11 protein-coding genes are annotated in these 14,336 nt (G+C 61.3%); 5 read left to right on the top strand and 6 right to left on the bottom strand.

What is annotated here, in order from left to right; genetic code table 11:
* Positions 1-209: 209 nt before the first annotated feature.
* Complete coding sequence (locus tag EJD88_RS20030) at positions 210-1,709, bottom strand: CoA-acylating methylmalonate-semialdehyde dehydrogenase (protein ID WP_099584553.1); 1,500 nt, start codon at positions 1,707-1,709, stop codon at positions 210-212.
* Positions 1,710-1,817: 108 nt separating this feature from the next.
* Between EJD88_RS20030 and EJD88_RS20035 the strand changes: the two genes are divergently transcribed.
* The 4 genes from EJD88_RS20035 (at position 1,818) to EJD88_RS20050 (ending at position 5,513) form a co-directional block, all read left to right on the top strand.
* Positions 1,818-2,756, top strand: a complete 939-nt coding sequence (locus EJD88_RS20035) for a LysR family transcriptional regulator (protein ID WP_099584552.1) — start codon at positions 1,818-1,820, stop codon at positions 2,754-2,756.
* Positions 2,757-2,824: 68 nt separating this feature from the next.
* A complete protein-coding gene (locus EJD88_RS20040) occupies positions 2,825-3,757 on the top strand; it encodes an ornithine cyclodeaminase family protein (RefSeq protein WP_099584551.1) in 933 nt (310 codons plus the stop codon).
* Complete coding sequence (locus EJD88_RS20045) at positions 3,754-4,887, top strand: FAD-binding oxidoreductase (RefSeq protein ID WP_158878829.1); 1,134 nt, start codon at positions 3,754-3,756, stop codon at positions 4,885-4,887. Before EJD88_RS20040 ends, EJD88_RS20045 begins: the two co-directional genes overlap by 4 nt.
* Positions 4,887-5,513 (top strand): transcriptional regulator, encoded by a 627-nt coding sequence (locus EJD88_RS20050; protein ID WP_099584549.1) that lies wholly within the window; start codon positions 4,887-4,889, stop codon positions 5,511-5,513. The genes EJD88_RS20045 and EJD88_RS20050 overlap by 1 nt, the downstream gene beginning before the upstream one ends.
* Before the next feature lie 43 nt (positions 5,514-5,556).
* Here EJD88_RS20050 and EJD88_RS20055 read toward each other — a convergent pair whose 3' ends face one another.
* Positions 5,557-6,327: an ABC transporter substrate-binding protein gene (locus tag EJD88_RS20055; RefSeq protein ID WP_099584548.1), complete on the bottom strand. Its 771-nt coding sequence runs from the start codon at positions 6,325-6,327 to the stop codon at positions 5,557-5,559.
* A 250-nt stretch (positions 6,328-6,577) separates the two neighbouring features.
* Here EJD88_RS20055 and EJD88_RS20060 point away from each other — a divergent pair, with 250 nt between their 5' ends.
* Complete coding sequence (locus EJD88_RS20060) at positions 6,578-8,260, top strand: AMP-binding protein (protein WP_158878830.1); 1,683 nt, start codon at positions 6,578-6,580, stop codon at positions 8,258-8,260.
* A 26-nt stretch (positions 8,261-8,286) separates the two neighbouring features.
* Here the strand turns inward: EJD88_RS20060 and EJD88_RS20065 are convergent, their stop codons facing one another.
* The 4 genes from EJD88_RS20065 to EJD88_RS20080 form a co-directional block, all read right to left on the bottom strand.
* Positions 8,287-8,646, bottom strand: a complete 360-nt coding sequence (locus tag EJD88_RS20065; protein ID WP_099584545.1) for a hypothetical protein — start codon at positions 8,644-8,646, stop codon at positions 8,287-8,289.
* A gap of 2 nt (positions 8,647-8,648) precedes the next feature.
* Positions 8,649-9,638, bottom strand: a complete 990-nt coding sequence (locus EJD88_RS20070) for a hypothetical protein (protein WP_158878831.1) — start codon at positions 9,636-9,638, stop codon at positions 8,649-8,651.
* Between the two features lie 243 nt (positions 9,639-9,881).
* Positions 9,882-11,936 (bottom strand): TonB-dependent receptor, encoded by a 2,055-nt coding sequence (locus EJD88_RS20075; protein WP_158878832.1) that lies wholly within the window; start codon positions 11,934-11,936, stop codon positions 9,882-9,884.
* 219 nt (positions 11,937-12,155) lie between these two features.
* Positions 12,156-14,321 (bottom strand): TonB-dependent siderophore receptor, encoded by a 2,166-nt coding sequence (locus tag EJD88_RS20080; protein WP_158878833.1) that lies wholly within the window; start codon positions 14,319-14,321, stop codon positions 12,156-12,158.
* Positions 14,322-14,336: the final 15 nt, after the last annotated feature.

Here is a 14,336-nt window from a genome sequence, read left to right on the forward strand (position 1 = left end):
GGTCGATCAGCTCTTGGGGAATGGATGGAAGGTCTCGCGGGGCCTCACGGGCCGGTTTCTTTTTGGTCGGCATACATGCACCTCTATCAACATGTTATGCCCGAACACAAAATTTATGACAGTCCCGGTGGGTCAGCCACACATCCATTGACTGACACTCCGCTTTCGCGAGCAAGCCCCCTCCCACACTGGATTTCTACAACCCTGGATTACTTGGACACCGGCATCGCAAACTCCGCGCCCTGCTCGATGCTCTCCGACCAGCGCTGCATGATCGATTTTTGCTTGGTGTAGAAACGCACACCCTCGGTGCCATAGGCGTGCATGTCGCCAAACAGGCTCTTCTTCCAGCCACCAAACCCGTGCCAGGCCATCGGCACCGGGATCGGCACGTTGATGCCGACCATGCCCACCTGGATACGCCGCGCAAATTCGCGGGCAATGTTGCCGTCGCGGGTGAAGCAGCTGACGCCGTTGCCGAACTCGTGATCGTTGACCAGCTTGATCGCCTCGCCAAAGTCGTTGACCCGCACACAGGCCAGGACCGGGCCGAAGATTTCTTCGCGGTAGATGCTCATTTCCTGGGTCACATGGTCGAACAGGGTCGCGCCGAGCCAGAAGCCGTTTTCCAGACCCGCTTCGGTGGGCACGTAGTCACGCCCGTCCAGCAGCAATTGCGCGCCGGACTGTACGCCCTGTTCGATGTAGCCGCTGATGCGTTCCAGCGCGGCGCGGGACACAATCGGGCCCATCTCGGCCTTGAGGTCGCGACCGTCAGTGATGCGCAGCTGCTTGGCGCGTTCGGTCAAGGCTGCAATGACTTTGTCACCGACATCGCCGACCAGCACGGCGACGGAGATTGCCATGCAGCGCTCGCCAGCACTGCCATAAGCAGCGCCCATCAGCGCGTCGACGGTTTTTTCGATGTCGGCGTCGGGCATCACCACCATATGGTTTTTCGCGCCGCCCAGGCCCTGTACACGCTTGCCGTTGCGCGCGCCGGTTTCGTAGATGTATTGGGCAATCGGTGTGGAGCCGACGAAGCTCACGGCCTTGACGTCAGGGTGTTCGATCAGTGCATCCACCGATTCCTTGTCGCCCTGCACCACGTTGAACACGCCTTTGGGCAGGCCGGCTTCACGCAGCAGCTCAGCCATGAACAGCGAGGCGCTTGGATCAGTCGGGCTTGGCTTGAGGATGAAGGTGTTGCCCGCCGCGATGGCGATCGGGTACATCCACATCGGCACCATCACCGGGAAGTTGAACGGCGTGACGCCGGCCACGACGCCCAACGGTTGGCGCATTGTCCAGTTGTCCATGCCTCGGGAGACCTGGTCGGAGTGCTCGCCCTTGAGCAGGTTGGGAATGCCGCAGGCGAATTCCAGAATATCGATGCCACGGTCCACTTCGCCTTGGGCGTCGGTGAAGACCTTGCCGTGCTCGGCGACGATGATGCGCGCCAGGTCGTCCTTGCGCTCACGCAGCAGGTGCAGGTACTGGAACAGCACACGGGCGCGGCGGATGGGCGGGGTGTCGGCCCAGCCGTCGAAGGCGGCTTGGGCGGCGGCAACGGCTTCGGACACGGTCTGGCGGCTGGCCAGCGCAACGCGAGCGGTTTTTTCGCCGGTGGCCGGGTTGAAGACGTCCTGGTAGCGATCATCGCGAGACACGCGCTGGTCGTTGATGTAGTGCTCGATAGTAGTGGTCATGGCAGTCGATCCCGGTGGGTAGCGTTGGGACACACGATAGGCTTTCGCTTTGTTCCAAACCAGAGCAGAATCCTGAACTTATTGTCCACATATGCGAACAATACACCCATGGAAAAATCTGAGATCGAAGGGCTGTGGACCCATATCCACTGGCTTTCCATATTGGAAGAGCAAGGCACTTACACCGCAGCCGCCGCACGCCTGGGGGTGAGCAAGTCGGCGGTCAGCCAGCGGATTGCCGATCTGGAAAAGGCCACCGGCACCCAGTTGGTCACCCGCACCACGCGCAGTGTGCGGCTGACCGATGCGGGGCTGTCGCTGACCCGTGAAGTGCGTAGCGCCTATGCGCAAATCGCCCGCAGTTTCTCGTCGGTGCGTGACTCGGTGGGGGAGATTCGCGGGCTGGTGCGCCTTACCGCGCCAGTGGCATTTGCCCGACAGCAGCTGGTGCCGCATCTGTCGGAATTCCTGCAACGATACCCGCAAGTACGTATCCAGCTGGATGTGTCCGATGCGCTGAGTTCCCTGGCCGCCGAAGGCTACGACCTGGCCGTGCGCCACGGTTTCCAGGTGCCGGAAACCCACGTCGCCTGGAAACTCTGCGACACCGGCTCGGTGCTGGTGGCCACCCGCGACTACCTGCAACACCACGGCGAACCTCGCGAACCCGGCGACCTCTCGACCCACAACTGCCTGTTCTACCCTCGGGGCACCGACCAGCCTGCCTGGACCTTCGAGCGCGGCAGTAAAAACGTCGAACGCCTCACCGTGCCCATCGCCGGCAGCTTTGCCACCAATAACAGTGAGGCGCTGCGCGACTCGGCCCTCAACCACTTGGGCATTGCCCTGCTGCCGGACTTCAGCGCCCATGCCGCGCTGGCCAGCGGCAAGCTGGTGCAGGTGCTCAAGGACTGGACGCTCAAGGGCGCGTTTGCCAATGAGATCTACCTGATTCGGCCGTATTCGCCCCATGTGCCGAAGTCGGTGAGTGCGTTGGTCAGCTATTTGAAGGAGAAGCTGGCGGATGGGTTTCGCTTCGCGGGTTGAGGTTTATCGCTTGATCAACAGGACTAAAAGTCCATAATGGACAAAATAGTTTAGTCGCGGAGATTTTCATGTCCAGCACGCCTCAAGTGATTAACCAGCTCCAGGCTCGCGAATTACTCGCGCAGGTCGATGTAACGCAGATCCTGCGCAAGCTGTTTCGAGACCTGGCGGCCGGGCAAGCGGTGCAGCCGGCGCAACAGTGGGTCGAGTTCCCCCAGGGTGCCGGCGACTTTATCAACTACCTGGGCGTGCTGGCGGAGGAAGGCGTCTATGGGGTGAAAACCTCGCCGTACATCGTGCGTGAGCAAGGCCCGCTGGTCACCGCATGGACGCTGTTGATGTCGATGCAGACCGGCCAGCCGCTGCTGTTGTGTGATGCCGCTGAGTTGACCACCGCACGCACGGCCGCGACCACGGCATTGGCGGTGGATGCACTGGCGCCACAGTCGGCGCAACGGCTGGCGATTATCGGCAGCGGCAAGGTGGCCCAGGCTCACCTGCATTACGTGAAAACCCTGCGGGACTGGCAAAGCATCAAGGTTTTTTCGCCCAGCTTGGCCGGTAAAAGCTCCGCGTTTGAACGCCTGGACCCACGCGCAAGCATCGCCCCCACCTGCGATGCGGCCCTGGAAGATGCCGACGTGATCCTGCTGTGCACTTCATCGGCAGGCCCGGTGATCGACCCTTCGCGCTTGAACAAGCCTGCACTGATCACCTCCATCAGCACCAACGCCCCGCGTGCCCACGAAGTACCGCCGCAATGCCTCAATGATATGGACGTGTTCTGCGACTATCGTCAGACCACCCCAGGTTCGGCCGGCGAGATGCTGATCGCCGCCGAACAGCACGGCTGGAACCCGAGTGCAGTCATGGGCGACCTGGCCGAACTGCTCAGTGACCAGGTACAGCCCCCGTCCTACGACCGCCATGTATTTTTCCGCTCCATCGGCCTGGGCCTGGAAGACATCGCACTGGCCAACGCCCTCTGGAGACGCCTATGAACCACGCAGATTTCATCATCATCGGCGGCGGTATTGCCGGCGCATCCACGGGTTTCTGGTTGTCGCAACACGGCAAGGTGCTGGTGCTGGAGCGAGAATCCCACCCGGCCTATCACTCCACGGGGCGTTCGGCAGCGCTCTACACTGCCGCCTACGGCACCCCGCAGGTGCGGGCGTTGACCCTCGCCAGCCGTGAGTTTTTCGACCAGCCGCCAACAGGGTTCTGCGAGCATCCTTTGCTGACGCCACGCGGCGAGATGACGGTGGACTTCACCGGCGACCCGGCCGAGTTGAACGCGCAATACCTCAGCGCCAAAGCCACTGTGCCGCAGGTCGTACAGTTGAGCATCGACGAGGCCTGTGCGAAGTTGCCGATCCTGCGTCGGGAAAAGGTCCACGGGGCGATCTATGACCCGACCGCCAGCGACATCGACACGGATGCCCTGCACCAAGGGTATTTGCGCGGGATCCGGCGCAACGGCGGTGACGTGCGTACCGACCGCCACGTGCTGGGCTTGAGCCGTGACAGTGCCGGTCTCTGGCACGTCAACACCCAGCACGACACCTTCACCGCCCCGATTATCATCAATGCCGCCGGTGCCTGGGCCGACCACATCGGGGGGCTGGCCGGTGCCGCCTCCATCGGCCTGCAACCCAAGCGCCGCTCGGCGTTTATCTTCGCCGGCCCCGAAGGCGTGGACAGCCACGGGTGGCCAATGCTGGTGGCCCTCGACGAAGCGTTCTACATGAAGCCCGACGCCGGCATGTTCCTTGGCTCACCGGCCAACGCCGACGCGGTCGAGCCCCAGGATATCCAGCCCGAAGAGCTGGACATCGCCATGGGCATCTACCAGATCGAAGAGGCCACCACCCTGACCATCCGCCGCCCGACCCGTACCTGGGCCGGCCTGCGCAGTTTTGTGCACGACGGGGATTTGCTCTCGGGCTTCGACCCGCAGGTGCCGGGGCTGTTCTGGGTGGCAGCGCAAGGCGGTTATGGCATCCAGACTTCACCGGCCATGGGCCAGGCCAGCGCGGCACTGGTGCGCGGCGCGCCGCTGCCGGAGGCATTGGCGCGGTTCGGGCTGGACGCTGGTATGCTCTCCCCCGCCCGCCTGGAGCCCCATTGATGAACAGCGTCGAACCCGACAACGCCTTGCAGAACTTTCGTGCGATTGCCGATGCAATCGCCACCCTGTTTTTCCCCCACGCCGAAGTGGTGCTGCATGACCTGCGCTCGCAAAAGGTCGATTACATCGCCAATAACCTGTCGAAACGCGCGATTGGCGACGACTCGGCGCTGGAGGACATGCTCAGCGATGACGTCAGCGAAGTGAATATCGGCCCGTACGAAAAGCTTAACTGGGACGGCCAGAAAATTCGCAGCCTGAGCACCGTGCTGCGCGACACCAGCGGTCGGCCCCTGGCGGTGCTATGCATCAACCTGAATATTTCACTGTTCGAAAACGCCAAGGCGGCGCTGGACCTGTTCCTGTCGCCCAGCAAGTTGATCCCACAGCCGGATGCGCTGTTTCGCGATGACTGGCAGGAACGCATCAACACCTTCCTGCATGCCTGGATGCGCGAGCGCCAGTTGAGCCTGAACCTGCTGACCCGCGACCACAAACGCGAACTGGTGCTGGCGCTGCATGCCGAAGGCGCGTTCAAGGGCAAGAGCGCTTCGAACTACGTGGCGAACGTGCTGGGCATGGGGCGGGCGACGGTCTACAAGCATCTGAAGGAATTGAAGGGCTGAACCTTCAGCCCTGTTTGGGTTTGGTGGTGAGCGGGCCCGTGCATCAATCGCCGTAGATATCGGCCTTGAAGTATTGCTGCGAAATCTTCTGGTATTCGCCACTGGCGCGAATGCCATCAATCGCCGTATTCAACTCGCTGACCAGCGCCTCGTTGCCCTTGCGCACCGCAATCCCCGCGCCTTCACCCACATATTTCGGGTCCTTGAGTTCCGGCCCGACAAAGGCATAGCCCTTGCCCCGTGGCATTTGCAGGAAGTCATTCAAGGGGATGGTGTCGGCAAAGATCGCATCCAGGCGCCCTGACGCCAGGTCCATGTAGATCTCTTCGTTATTGCTGTAGCGCTTGACGATGATGCCCTTGGGCTCGAACACCTCGGTGGCGTAGCGGTCAGTGGTGGTCGCACGCTGCACGCCGACGGTCTTGCCCTTGAGACTGGCGTACTGGTCATCGACCACGGCGCCGTCCTTCATCACCAGGCGTGACGAGGTGAAATAGTACTTGTGGGTGAAGTCCACCGACTTCTTGCGGTCTTCGTTGATGGTCATGGACGACAACGCCATGTCGATTTTCTTCACCTTGAGGGAAGGAATCAGTCCATCGAACTCACCTTCAACCCACACGCACTTGACCTTCATCTGCGCGCACAGCGCATTGCCAATGTCGTAGTCGAAGCCGACGATCGTGCCTTCCTGGGTCTTGGAGGCAAACGGCGGATAGGCCGCCTCGATGCCGATGCGCAGGGTTTTCTCGGCGGCCAGTACGTGGCTGGAAGCGATCAAGGCCAGCGCGGTGATAAGCAAACGTTTCTTCATGGGTGATCTCGCAGGTTGTTGTTGGTTTGGCAAGAGAGAAGAAAAAATGCAGCAGAAATATTTGTACTTATAATTCCATCCTGGACTTTTATGTATTAATCGTCAATCCAGCCTGCATACACATGACTTTTTTGCACAACGCACCGGTGTTTTTGAGCGTTCATCTCCGGATTTATGCATGCCTATACTCGGTCCAGCCTGCCGGTTTAGCCGCAGGCCGTCCCTACAACAATAATCAAGGACACCGACCATGACGCATCCCTTCCTGGCCGCCCGGGATTTCCTGCTCGCCCATCGCACCGACTACGCCATCGCCGCCCGCGACTTCCGCTGGCCGCAGTTGGATGCGTTCAACTGGGCCCTGGACTATTTCGATGTGATGGCCGAGGGCAATTCGGCCAACGCGCTGTGGATCGTAGAAGAAGACGGCAGCGAGCAGCGCTACAGCTTCCAGCAGTTGGCTGCGCGCTCCAACCAGGTGGCCAACCATCTGCGCGCCGTGGGCGTGCGGCGTGGCGATCGGGTGCTGTTGATGCTCGGCAACGACGTGGCGCTGTGGGAAACCATGCTCGCTGCCTTCAAGCTCGGCGCGGTGGTCATCCCCGCCACCGCCCTGCTCAACCCGGATGATCTGCGCGACCGCATCGAGCGCGGCCAGGTGCGCCATCTGGTGGTCGGTGAGGCGCATGTGGGCAAATTCGACGGCCTGGGCGATGGCTGCAGTCGCATCTGTGTGGGCACGGCACCCGCTGGCTGGGTTGCGCACAACGCTGCGTTTGAATACCCCGAGCAGTTCGACGCCGAAGGCCGCACGTTGGCAATCGACCCGATGCTGCTGTATTTCACCTCCGGCACCACCTCCAAACCGAAGATGGTGCTGCACAGCCACCAGAGCTACCCGGTGGGTCACCTGTCGACGATGTACTGGATCGGCCTGCAACCGGGCGACCTGCACCTGAATATCTCGTCTCCAGGCTGGGCCAAGCACGCCTGGAGCTGCCTGTTCGCGCCGTGGAACGCCGGCGCGTGCATCTTTATCCATAACGTCGCGCGGTTCAGCGCGCCGGCCTTGCTGACGGCGCTGGAACAGTATCGCGTGACCAGCCTGTGCGCGCCGCCCACGGTGTGGCGCATGCTGATCCAGGAAGACCTGGCCAGTCACAAGACGCGCCTGAACCTGCGTGAATTGGTCGGCGCGGGCGAACCGCTGAACCCGGAGATCCTCGAGCAGATCCAGCAGGCCTGGGGTTTGCCGCTGCGCGATGGCTTCGGCCAATCGGAAACCACCGCACTGGTCGGTAACACGCCCGGCCAGTTGCTCAAGCCGGGCTCCATGGGCCGCCCGTTGCCGGGTTACCGCGTTGCGCTGCTCGACCCCGACGGCGTGCCTGCCACCGAGGGCGAAGTCGCCCTGCCCCTGGATGTGCGCCCTCTCGGTTTGATGATGGGCTACGAAGACAGCCCGGAAAAAACCGCTGAAGTGATGCGCGACGGTTACTACCGCACCGGTGACACCGCGCAGATCGACAGCGACGGCTACATCACTTTCGTCGGCCGCGCCGATGATGTATTCAAAGCCTCCGACTACCGCATCAGCCCGTTCGAGCTGGAAAGCGCGCTGATCGAACACCCGGCCGTGATGGAAGTCGCCGTAGTCCCCAGCCCCGACCCGCTGCGCCTGGCCGTGCCCAAAGCCTTCCTGATCCTGGCCCATGACGCCCCCGGCAGTGCCGAGCTGGCCAGGCATATCCTGGCCTTCGCCCGCGAACACCTGGCGCCGTACAAGCGCGTGCGGCGCATCGAGTTTGTCAGTGAACTGCCCAAGACCATTTCCGGCAAGATTCGCCGGGTGGAATTACGGCAGATGGAAGTGCTGCGTCGCCAAGGGGCGACACGGGGTGAACAGGAGCATTTCGAGGAGGATTTTTCCTGAGCCGATACCCGGTATTGAGCGGGCTGTCAGCGGTACCAGACGTTCCAGATAATTAAGCTGGTAAACCATATGAAGCCGAAATTGATCGGCCACAACGCCCAGCGCTTGAGGGATAAGGGGATGGCGGCCAGTTCGGCTTCGGTCACGTCCCCTCGCTTGATATGGGTCTTGGGCATTGCCAACAATTGACTGATCAAGATCATGCGATGAACCCTGTCGAGATGCGTATTTCGGCCCCAAAAACGTTTGTTATCGCAGACCACTTTGTTCTCGCTGAAGTAGCTTTCCAACGCTTCGAGCTTTGTGTATTCGACGTAGAAAGACAGTCCTGAACCAATCAGCGCCCCTGCAAATATAAAGATCGTAAAGACGAGATAAAAATCCATGATTAGGCGCCTTCTGGTTGAAAGATCAAATCACCGTCGATCTCTAGGATTTGGCCGCCAAGAAACGAACCGCGAGCGCCAACTACATCGCCCCCTACATACCCTCCCGCAGCACCGCCAATAACAGCACAAGCCAGCTCACCGTTTCCTTTAGCGGCAACGCCCAAAAAGAGCGTACAGGCGCGACGGGCTAATTTTGCACCGAGCGGCCCGCCCCAATAAGAGCCCGCCACGCCGCCCACCAACTTCCCCGACTCCACATATTTTGCCCGCCGACACTGCATCTCCCGCCCGTCCACACACGCCTCCTTGATCTCCAAACCTGCCACGCCCACATCCAGCGCCAACCCCACATACGTCCCCTTCCCCAACCACTTCGACGTCTGCGCAATCGCCCGCATCCGCTGCGCATACCCGGCGATCTCGCCCTTGCGCAAATAGCTTTTGGTTGAAATCCCGAGCACCGTCTTCAACGCGTGATTGCCCCGCAACCCCGTGCCAAATCGTGCAGCGCCCTGCAACTGCGTTTCCAGCAGCCCAAACAGCACCTGGCGCTGGCGAAAAAACGCTTGCCGGTCCAGGCCGCCGTCCCGCAAACGCTGATGCAATCGCTCGATCTCCTCCAGGGTATGCACCACCTCGTTCAGATGCCGCGACCACGCCGATGTGGCGCTGCCTATCCCCAACGAGCTGTAGCCCAGAAGGCTCTGCAGCAAGTCATAGTCATTGACCACCCGGGCTCCGGCAGCACTCTCCAGTTCTCGGCGAATCGTCTCAGCCTGACGCACCAACCAGGCTTCCTCCAGCGAACAGGTGACGCTGTAAGCATCGGGAATAACGATCAACTGCCCAGGCGTCACCAGCCCATGGCGCAGATGATGATTCAACACATCGAAATGGGCCGAACGTTCCCGGCTTATGCCGCCGCCCATCAAGCGGGATTTCAGGCTGTGATAGTCCGTGGTGCGGTCGTTGATATAGCCCTGCGCCATGCTTTACATCCCTGGATGCAATGAAGATGGCGTCAAAATATAAGCAAGCGAATGCTCCCCGGACACAAGCCCAGAGGGGCTGAATTACATTTGGGAAGTTGCCTACATCGCAGGAACGAGTCACCTACGGAAATGCCGCACTTGGGGCTTAGCGGACAACTGCCCGATCATTCGGGCAGTGCCGCCAAGCTACTTTGCGAGTGCGCGAAACCGGTCACGCGCAAGCAGTGAACACGGTGCCGCCTACAGGTCGTAACGCAGCGCCATACCGAAGGTGCGCGGCGCGCCGGCGTCGATGATTTCGTCATCGCGGTTGTTGGTGACGTAGCGCTTGTCGAAGGCGTTTTTCACGAAGCCCGACACGGCTACGTTCTTGGTGACTTTGAATTCGCTGCTGAAGTTCGCCAGCACGTAGTTGTCGCTCCTGCGCTCGCCGTTGACCTTGCCCGCTGCATCGAATTCGTAGGCGGAAGGTGCACTGCTCTGGTACGTCACATCAGTGTTGAAGGTCAGGCGGTCGTTGACGCGATAAATGCCGCCCACCGAGGCCTTGTACTTGGGCGAGTAGTAGAACGCCTCGCCGCTGCGGTCCTGGCCATTGCCGACGACAAAATCCTTGTACTTGCCATCGGTGATGGCGCCGCCGACGGTCAGCGTCAGTTGCTCGCTGAGGTCTTTCTCGATGAACACTTCCAGGCCCTTGATATCACTGCGACCGGCGTTGTACACGTTGATAATGTTGCTGCCGGCTTGGCGCACGCTGACCTGCTGGTCTTTCCAGTCGGTGTAATACAGGTTGGCGCGGGCGCGCAGGGTATCTTCGAGGAATGAACCGCGGTACGACAGCTCATAGTTGGTGGTGTATTCCGGGTCATACGCCTCGTGACCGCTGCCGGAGCGCACGTTCACGCCGCCGCCGCGATAACCTTTCTGCACCATGAAGCCCAAGTACTGGCCGGTGGCGAGTTCGTAGTTGATACCCAGTTTTGGCAGTACGGCCGCGAACGATTTCTTGACCTTGGCGGCCTCGGACAGGTCGTCCTGCTTGATGTCGGTGTCGTTGGTTTCGTGGTCGTAGCGCAGGCCGGTGACCAGGGTCCAACGCGGGGCGAAGGTCCAGTCGACCTCACCGAACAGCGCCTTGTTTTCGATGACCGTGTCGCCTTTGACCGTGACCGCCAGCACGTTATCGAACAGCAGTCGGTCATGGAAGTTGTTGGAGTTGTGGCCGTAATAGGCGCCGAGGAAACTCTTCACCGTGTCCGAGTTGTAGTTCAGGCGCAACTCCTGGCCGAACAGGTTGCCATCCTGCTGGCGTCGGATGACTTCATTGGCGTCGGCGGTCTGGTCGAAGTCCAGGCGGTTGGTATAGTCGGACCGGGTGTTGGTGGTCAGGCTGGTCAGCGACCATTGGTCATCGAGGCGGTAGTCAACCTTGGCGCTGACGGTGTCCTGGTTGAGGTTGTCGAACGCCTGGGTATCGGAGGAAACCTTGTAGTAGCGGACCTTGTCCGGGGTGCGGATGACCGAGTTGTCACCCTGGCGGTGCTCGTTGTGGGCGTAGGTGAGCAGGACGTCGAGATCGTCGCTGGGCAGGATCAACAGCTTTCCGCGAGCATTGCTGGTGCGGTGCGGGTTGGCGTCTTTACCGAGGGCGATGTTGTCGATGTAGCCATCGCCGTCCTGATAATCCAAGGCGATACGCCCGGCGATCTTGTCATCGACGATGCTGCCACCGCCGGCCACCGCTGCGCCTTTTTCACCGTAGTTGCCCACGTTGGTTTGCGCCGAGAAGGTCGGCTGGAACGTCGGGTTGCGCGTTTGGATCACCACGGCGCCAGCCAGGGAGTTACGCCCCTGGGTGGTGGATTGCGGGCCGAGGAAGACTTCGACCTGTTCCACATCCCACAAGCCGGTCGGGCTCAAGGTCAGGGTACGGTTGGGCTGCACCGCGCCATCGACATACACCGAAACGGCACCGTTGAGGGTGGCCGGGCCCTGGTCGTCGAAACCGGATACCGGTACACCGCGAATACCCCAGTTTTCGTTGCCGGCCTGGCTGTACACACCCGGCGTGCGCGCAAACACGTCGACCAGGCTGTGGTCGGCCTTGTCCCGCAGTTGTTGTTCGGTCACCACCACGACGCTGGATTGGGTCTGTTCAAGGGAGCGGTTGATTTTCTCGCCGCTCACTGTGATCGGGGCGATTTCCATTGTGTTCGGCTCAGCCGCCCAGGCACCGCCAGCCAAGCACACCGACCCGACCGCCAACGCAATTGTGTTCTGTTTGAAATTCACACCCTGCTCCCCTGCCATCCATCGTTATTGTTTTTTGCGGCGGGCTGAAGGCAGCCAAACGCCAGCGGGGCGGAGTCTAAGGGATAAGAATTCCAAAGTGAACATAATTGATAAGTGATCTCATTTGAGATAACTACGCATTCACGTATCAGCTTGAATACATTAGCGTAACGCTGACCGCCCGCTAAAAGGCGGCCCCGACACGCCCTTTACGCCGCCCTAGAAATCCACCGTGGCCGACACCTGCAACGTACGCGGATAACCCGGCGAAAACGCGCCATACGAGGCCACGCCAGACCAATACTCACGGTCGAACACGTTCTGCACCGTGGCGCGGAACGTGGTCGGCCGCCCTTCTATCTTCGTCGCATAGCGCGCGCCGGCATCAATGCGCGTCCAGGAATCCAGCGCCTGGGTGTTGGCCTGGTTGACGTATTGGCTGTCGGTGTAGATTGCCCCGCTGGTGAGGGTAAAGCCTTCCAGCCACGGCGTGTCGTACTCGGCCCACAGGTTGGCCTGGATCTGCGGCACGCCGACCGGTTTGTTGCCCTGGTTGGCCGCCGTGGCGGATTTTGTCAGCTCGCCATCGAGAAAGGTCACGCCGCCCATCAGGCGGGTACCCGGCGCCACTTCACCGTAAACACTCAGCTCGACGCCACGGTTGCGCTGTTCGGCCTGCACTGAATACACACCGTTGGCCCCCAATTCACCGCTGGGCTTTTCGATCTGGAACAACGCCACGGTGGTCATGAAGGTGCCGTGTTCGTACTTCACGCCCAGCTCGTGTTGCCTGGATTCATACGGCGCAAAGGTTTCGCCCGCGTTGCTCGCCGTGCCGGGCGCGATATCGCCCTTGCTCAGGCCTTCGACGTAGTTGTAGTAGAGCGACACGTCGTCCCAAGGCTTGACCACCACACCCACCAAGGGCGTGGTCGCGTTGTCCTTGTAGCGGGAACTGACCGCGCCTGCGGCGTTGTAGTTGCGCGACTCAATGGCCTGGCGACGCAGGCCCAGTGTCAGTTGGATACGGTCATCCAGAACGCCCAGGGTATCGGTCAGCGCTACGCCAGACAGCTCGGATTCGGAAATGCGCAGCACCTTGGGCGTATTGATGGTTTGCTCGGGCCTGTCCACCGGATGGTAGATGTTCGAGCGAATGATCGTGCCGTTGTTGATGCCCCTGGACAGCTCGTCCTGGTAACGGGTCGCCATCAACGTGGTGGTGTGGGTCACCGGGCCGGTGGCGAACAGTGCGCGCAGGCCGACGTCGGCGGTGGAGCGGTCGACGTTGAATTTGTAATAGCCCGGAATGTTTTCGGTGTCACCGGCGTCGTTGAGGATACGCGGCACCTGGTCGGACATGCGCTTCACATCCGAGCGGCCACCACCGGCATGGGCGAACACGGTGAGCGAGTCATTCAGATCATATTCGCCGCCGAGCAACACCGACTGCTCCTTGGTGTCTGACCAACCCCACTTCTGCGGCAGGCTGGTGCGACCGTTCGGCGCAGAGGGCACGTCCACGCCCGGCGCGATGGTGAACGGCCGCGAGGCGCCCTCCCAGCTTTCTTTCTGACTGATGTAGTCAAGGTTCAGGCGCAGCCGTTCGCCGCGATAATCCAGGGCGATGGCGCCGATGCCGACGTCGCGGTGCTGGTCGTCGACGGCGGTGTCGCCGCCCTGGAGGCTGCCGTTGAAGCGCAGGCCAAACTGGTTTTCCTCACCGAAACGCCGGCTGATATCGAGGTGGCCGCCCACTTGGGTATCGGAGGCGTAGCTGCCGGTGAAGCGCGTCAGGTCTTGATCCAGCGGGCGCTTGGGCACAATGTTGATCACCCCGCCGACGCCGCTGTTGGGTGAGATGCCGTACATCAACGCACCCGGGCCCTTGAGCACTTCGACGCGTTCGGCGTACTCGGTAAACGCCCGATAGTTGGGCGCCACGCCATACACGCCGTCATAGGCCAGCTCGCCCAGATTGCCCTCACCAATGGCAAAGCCGCGCACAAAGAACGAGTCGACAATCCCGCCGGTTTGCCCGGTCGAGCGCACCGACGGATCGCGTTCCAGGGCGTCGGCCACGGTCACGGTCTGCAGGTCGGCGAGGGTCTTGGCGGTGTAGCTGGTGACGCTGAATGGCGTGTCCATCACATCCTTGTTGCCCAGCATGCCCAGGCGTGCGCCACGGGCCACCTGGCCACCGGCGAGCACCTCAGGCAAGTCGGTGGGGCCGCTGTAGCGGGCGTTGACGTTGGTCGCGTCAAGGGTCAGGCTCTGCGCGCTGTCGTCAGTCGAGCCGGCGGTGGCGGCCCAGGCGTTGCCGCTGGCAGCGGCGACAATCAGGGCGGTACGAATGGCGAGGGTTAACCGGCTGGCAACAAGCATGGCGTCGGGGTCCTT

Origin of the sequence: Pseudomonas sp. PB105, assembly GCF_009764655.1 — a bacterium.
Lineage (GTDB): Bacteria > Pseudomonadota > Gammaproteobacteria > Pseudomonadales > Pseudomonadaceae > Aquipseudomonas > Aquipseudomonas cyclaminis.

Bases quoted from the DNA above. Each gene is read 5' to 3' on its own strand.
- EJD88_RS20030 (WP_099584553.1), bottom strand. From the start codon at position 1,709: ATGACCACTACTATCGAGCACTACATCAACGACCAGCGCGTGTCTCGC.
- EJD88_RS20035 (WP_099584552.1), top strand. From the start codon at position 1,818: ATGGAAAAATCTGAGATCGAAGGGCTGTGGACCCATATCCACTGGCTT.
- EJD88_RS20040 (WP_099584551.1), top strand. From the start codon at position 2,825: ATGTCCAGCACGCCTCAAGTGATTAACCAGCTCCAGGCTCGCGAATTA.
- EJD88_RS20045 (WP_158878829.1), top strand. From the start codon at position 3,754: ATGAACCACGCAGATTTCATCATCATCGGCGGCGGTATTGCCGGCGCA.
- EJD88_RS20050 (WP_099584549.1), top strand. From the start codon at position 4,887: ATGAACAGCGTCGAACCCGACAACGCCTTGCAGAACTTTCGTGCGATT.
- EJD88_RS20055 (WP_099584548.1), bottom strand. From the start codon at position 6,327: ATGAAGAAACGTTTGCTTATCACCGCGCTGGCCTTGATCGCTTCCAGC.
- EJD88_RS20060 (WP_158878830.1), top strand. From the start codon at position 6,578: ATGACGCATCCCTTCCTGGCCGCCCGGGATTTCCTGCTCGCCCATCGC.
- EJD88_RS20065 (WP_099584545.1), bottom strand. From the start codon at position 8,646: ATGGATTTTTATCTCGTCTTTACGATCTTTATATTTGCAGGGGCGCTG.
- EJD88_RS20070 (WP_158878831.1), bottom strand. From the start codon at position 9,638: ATGGCGCAGGGCTATATCAACGACCGCACCACGGACTATCACAGCCTG.
- EJD88_RS20080 (WP_158878833.1), bottom strand. From the start codon at position 14,321: ATGCTTGTTGCCAGCCGGTTAACCCTCGCCATTCGTACCGCCCTGATT.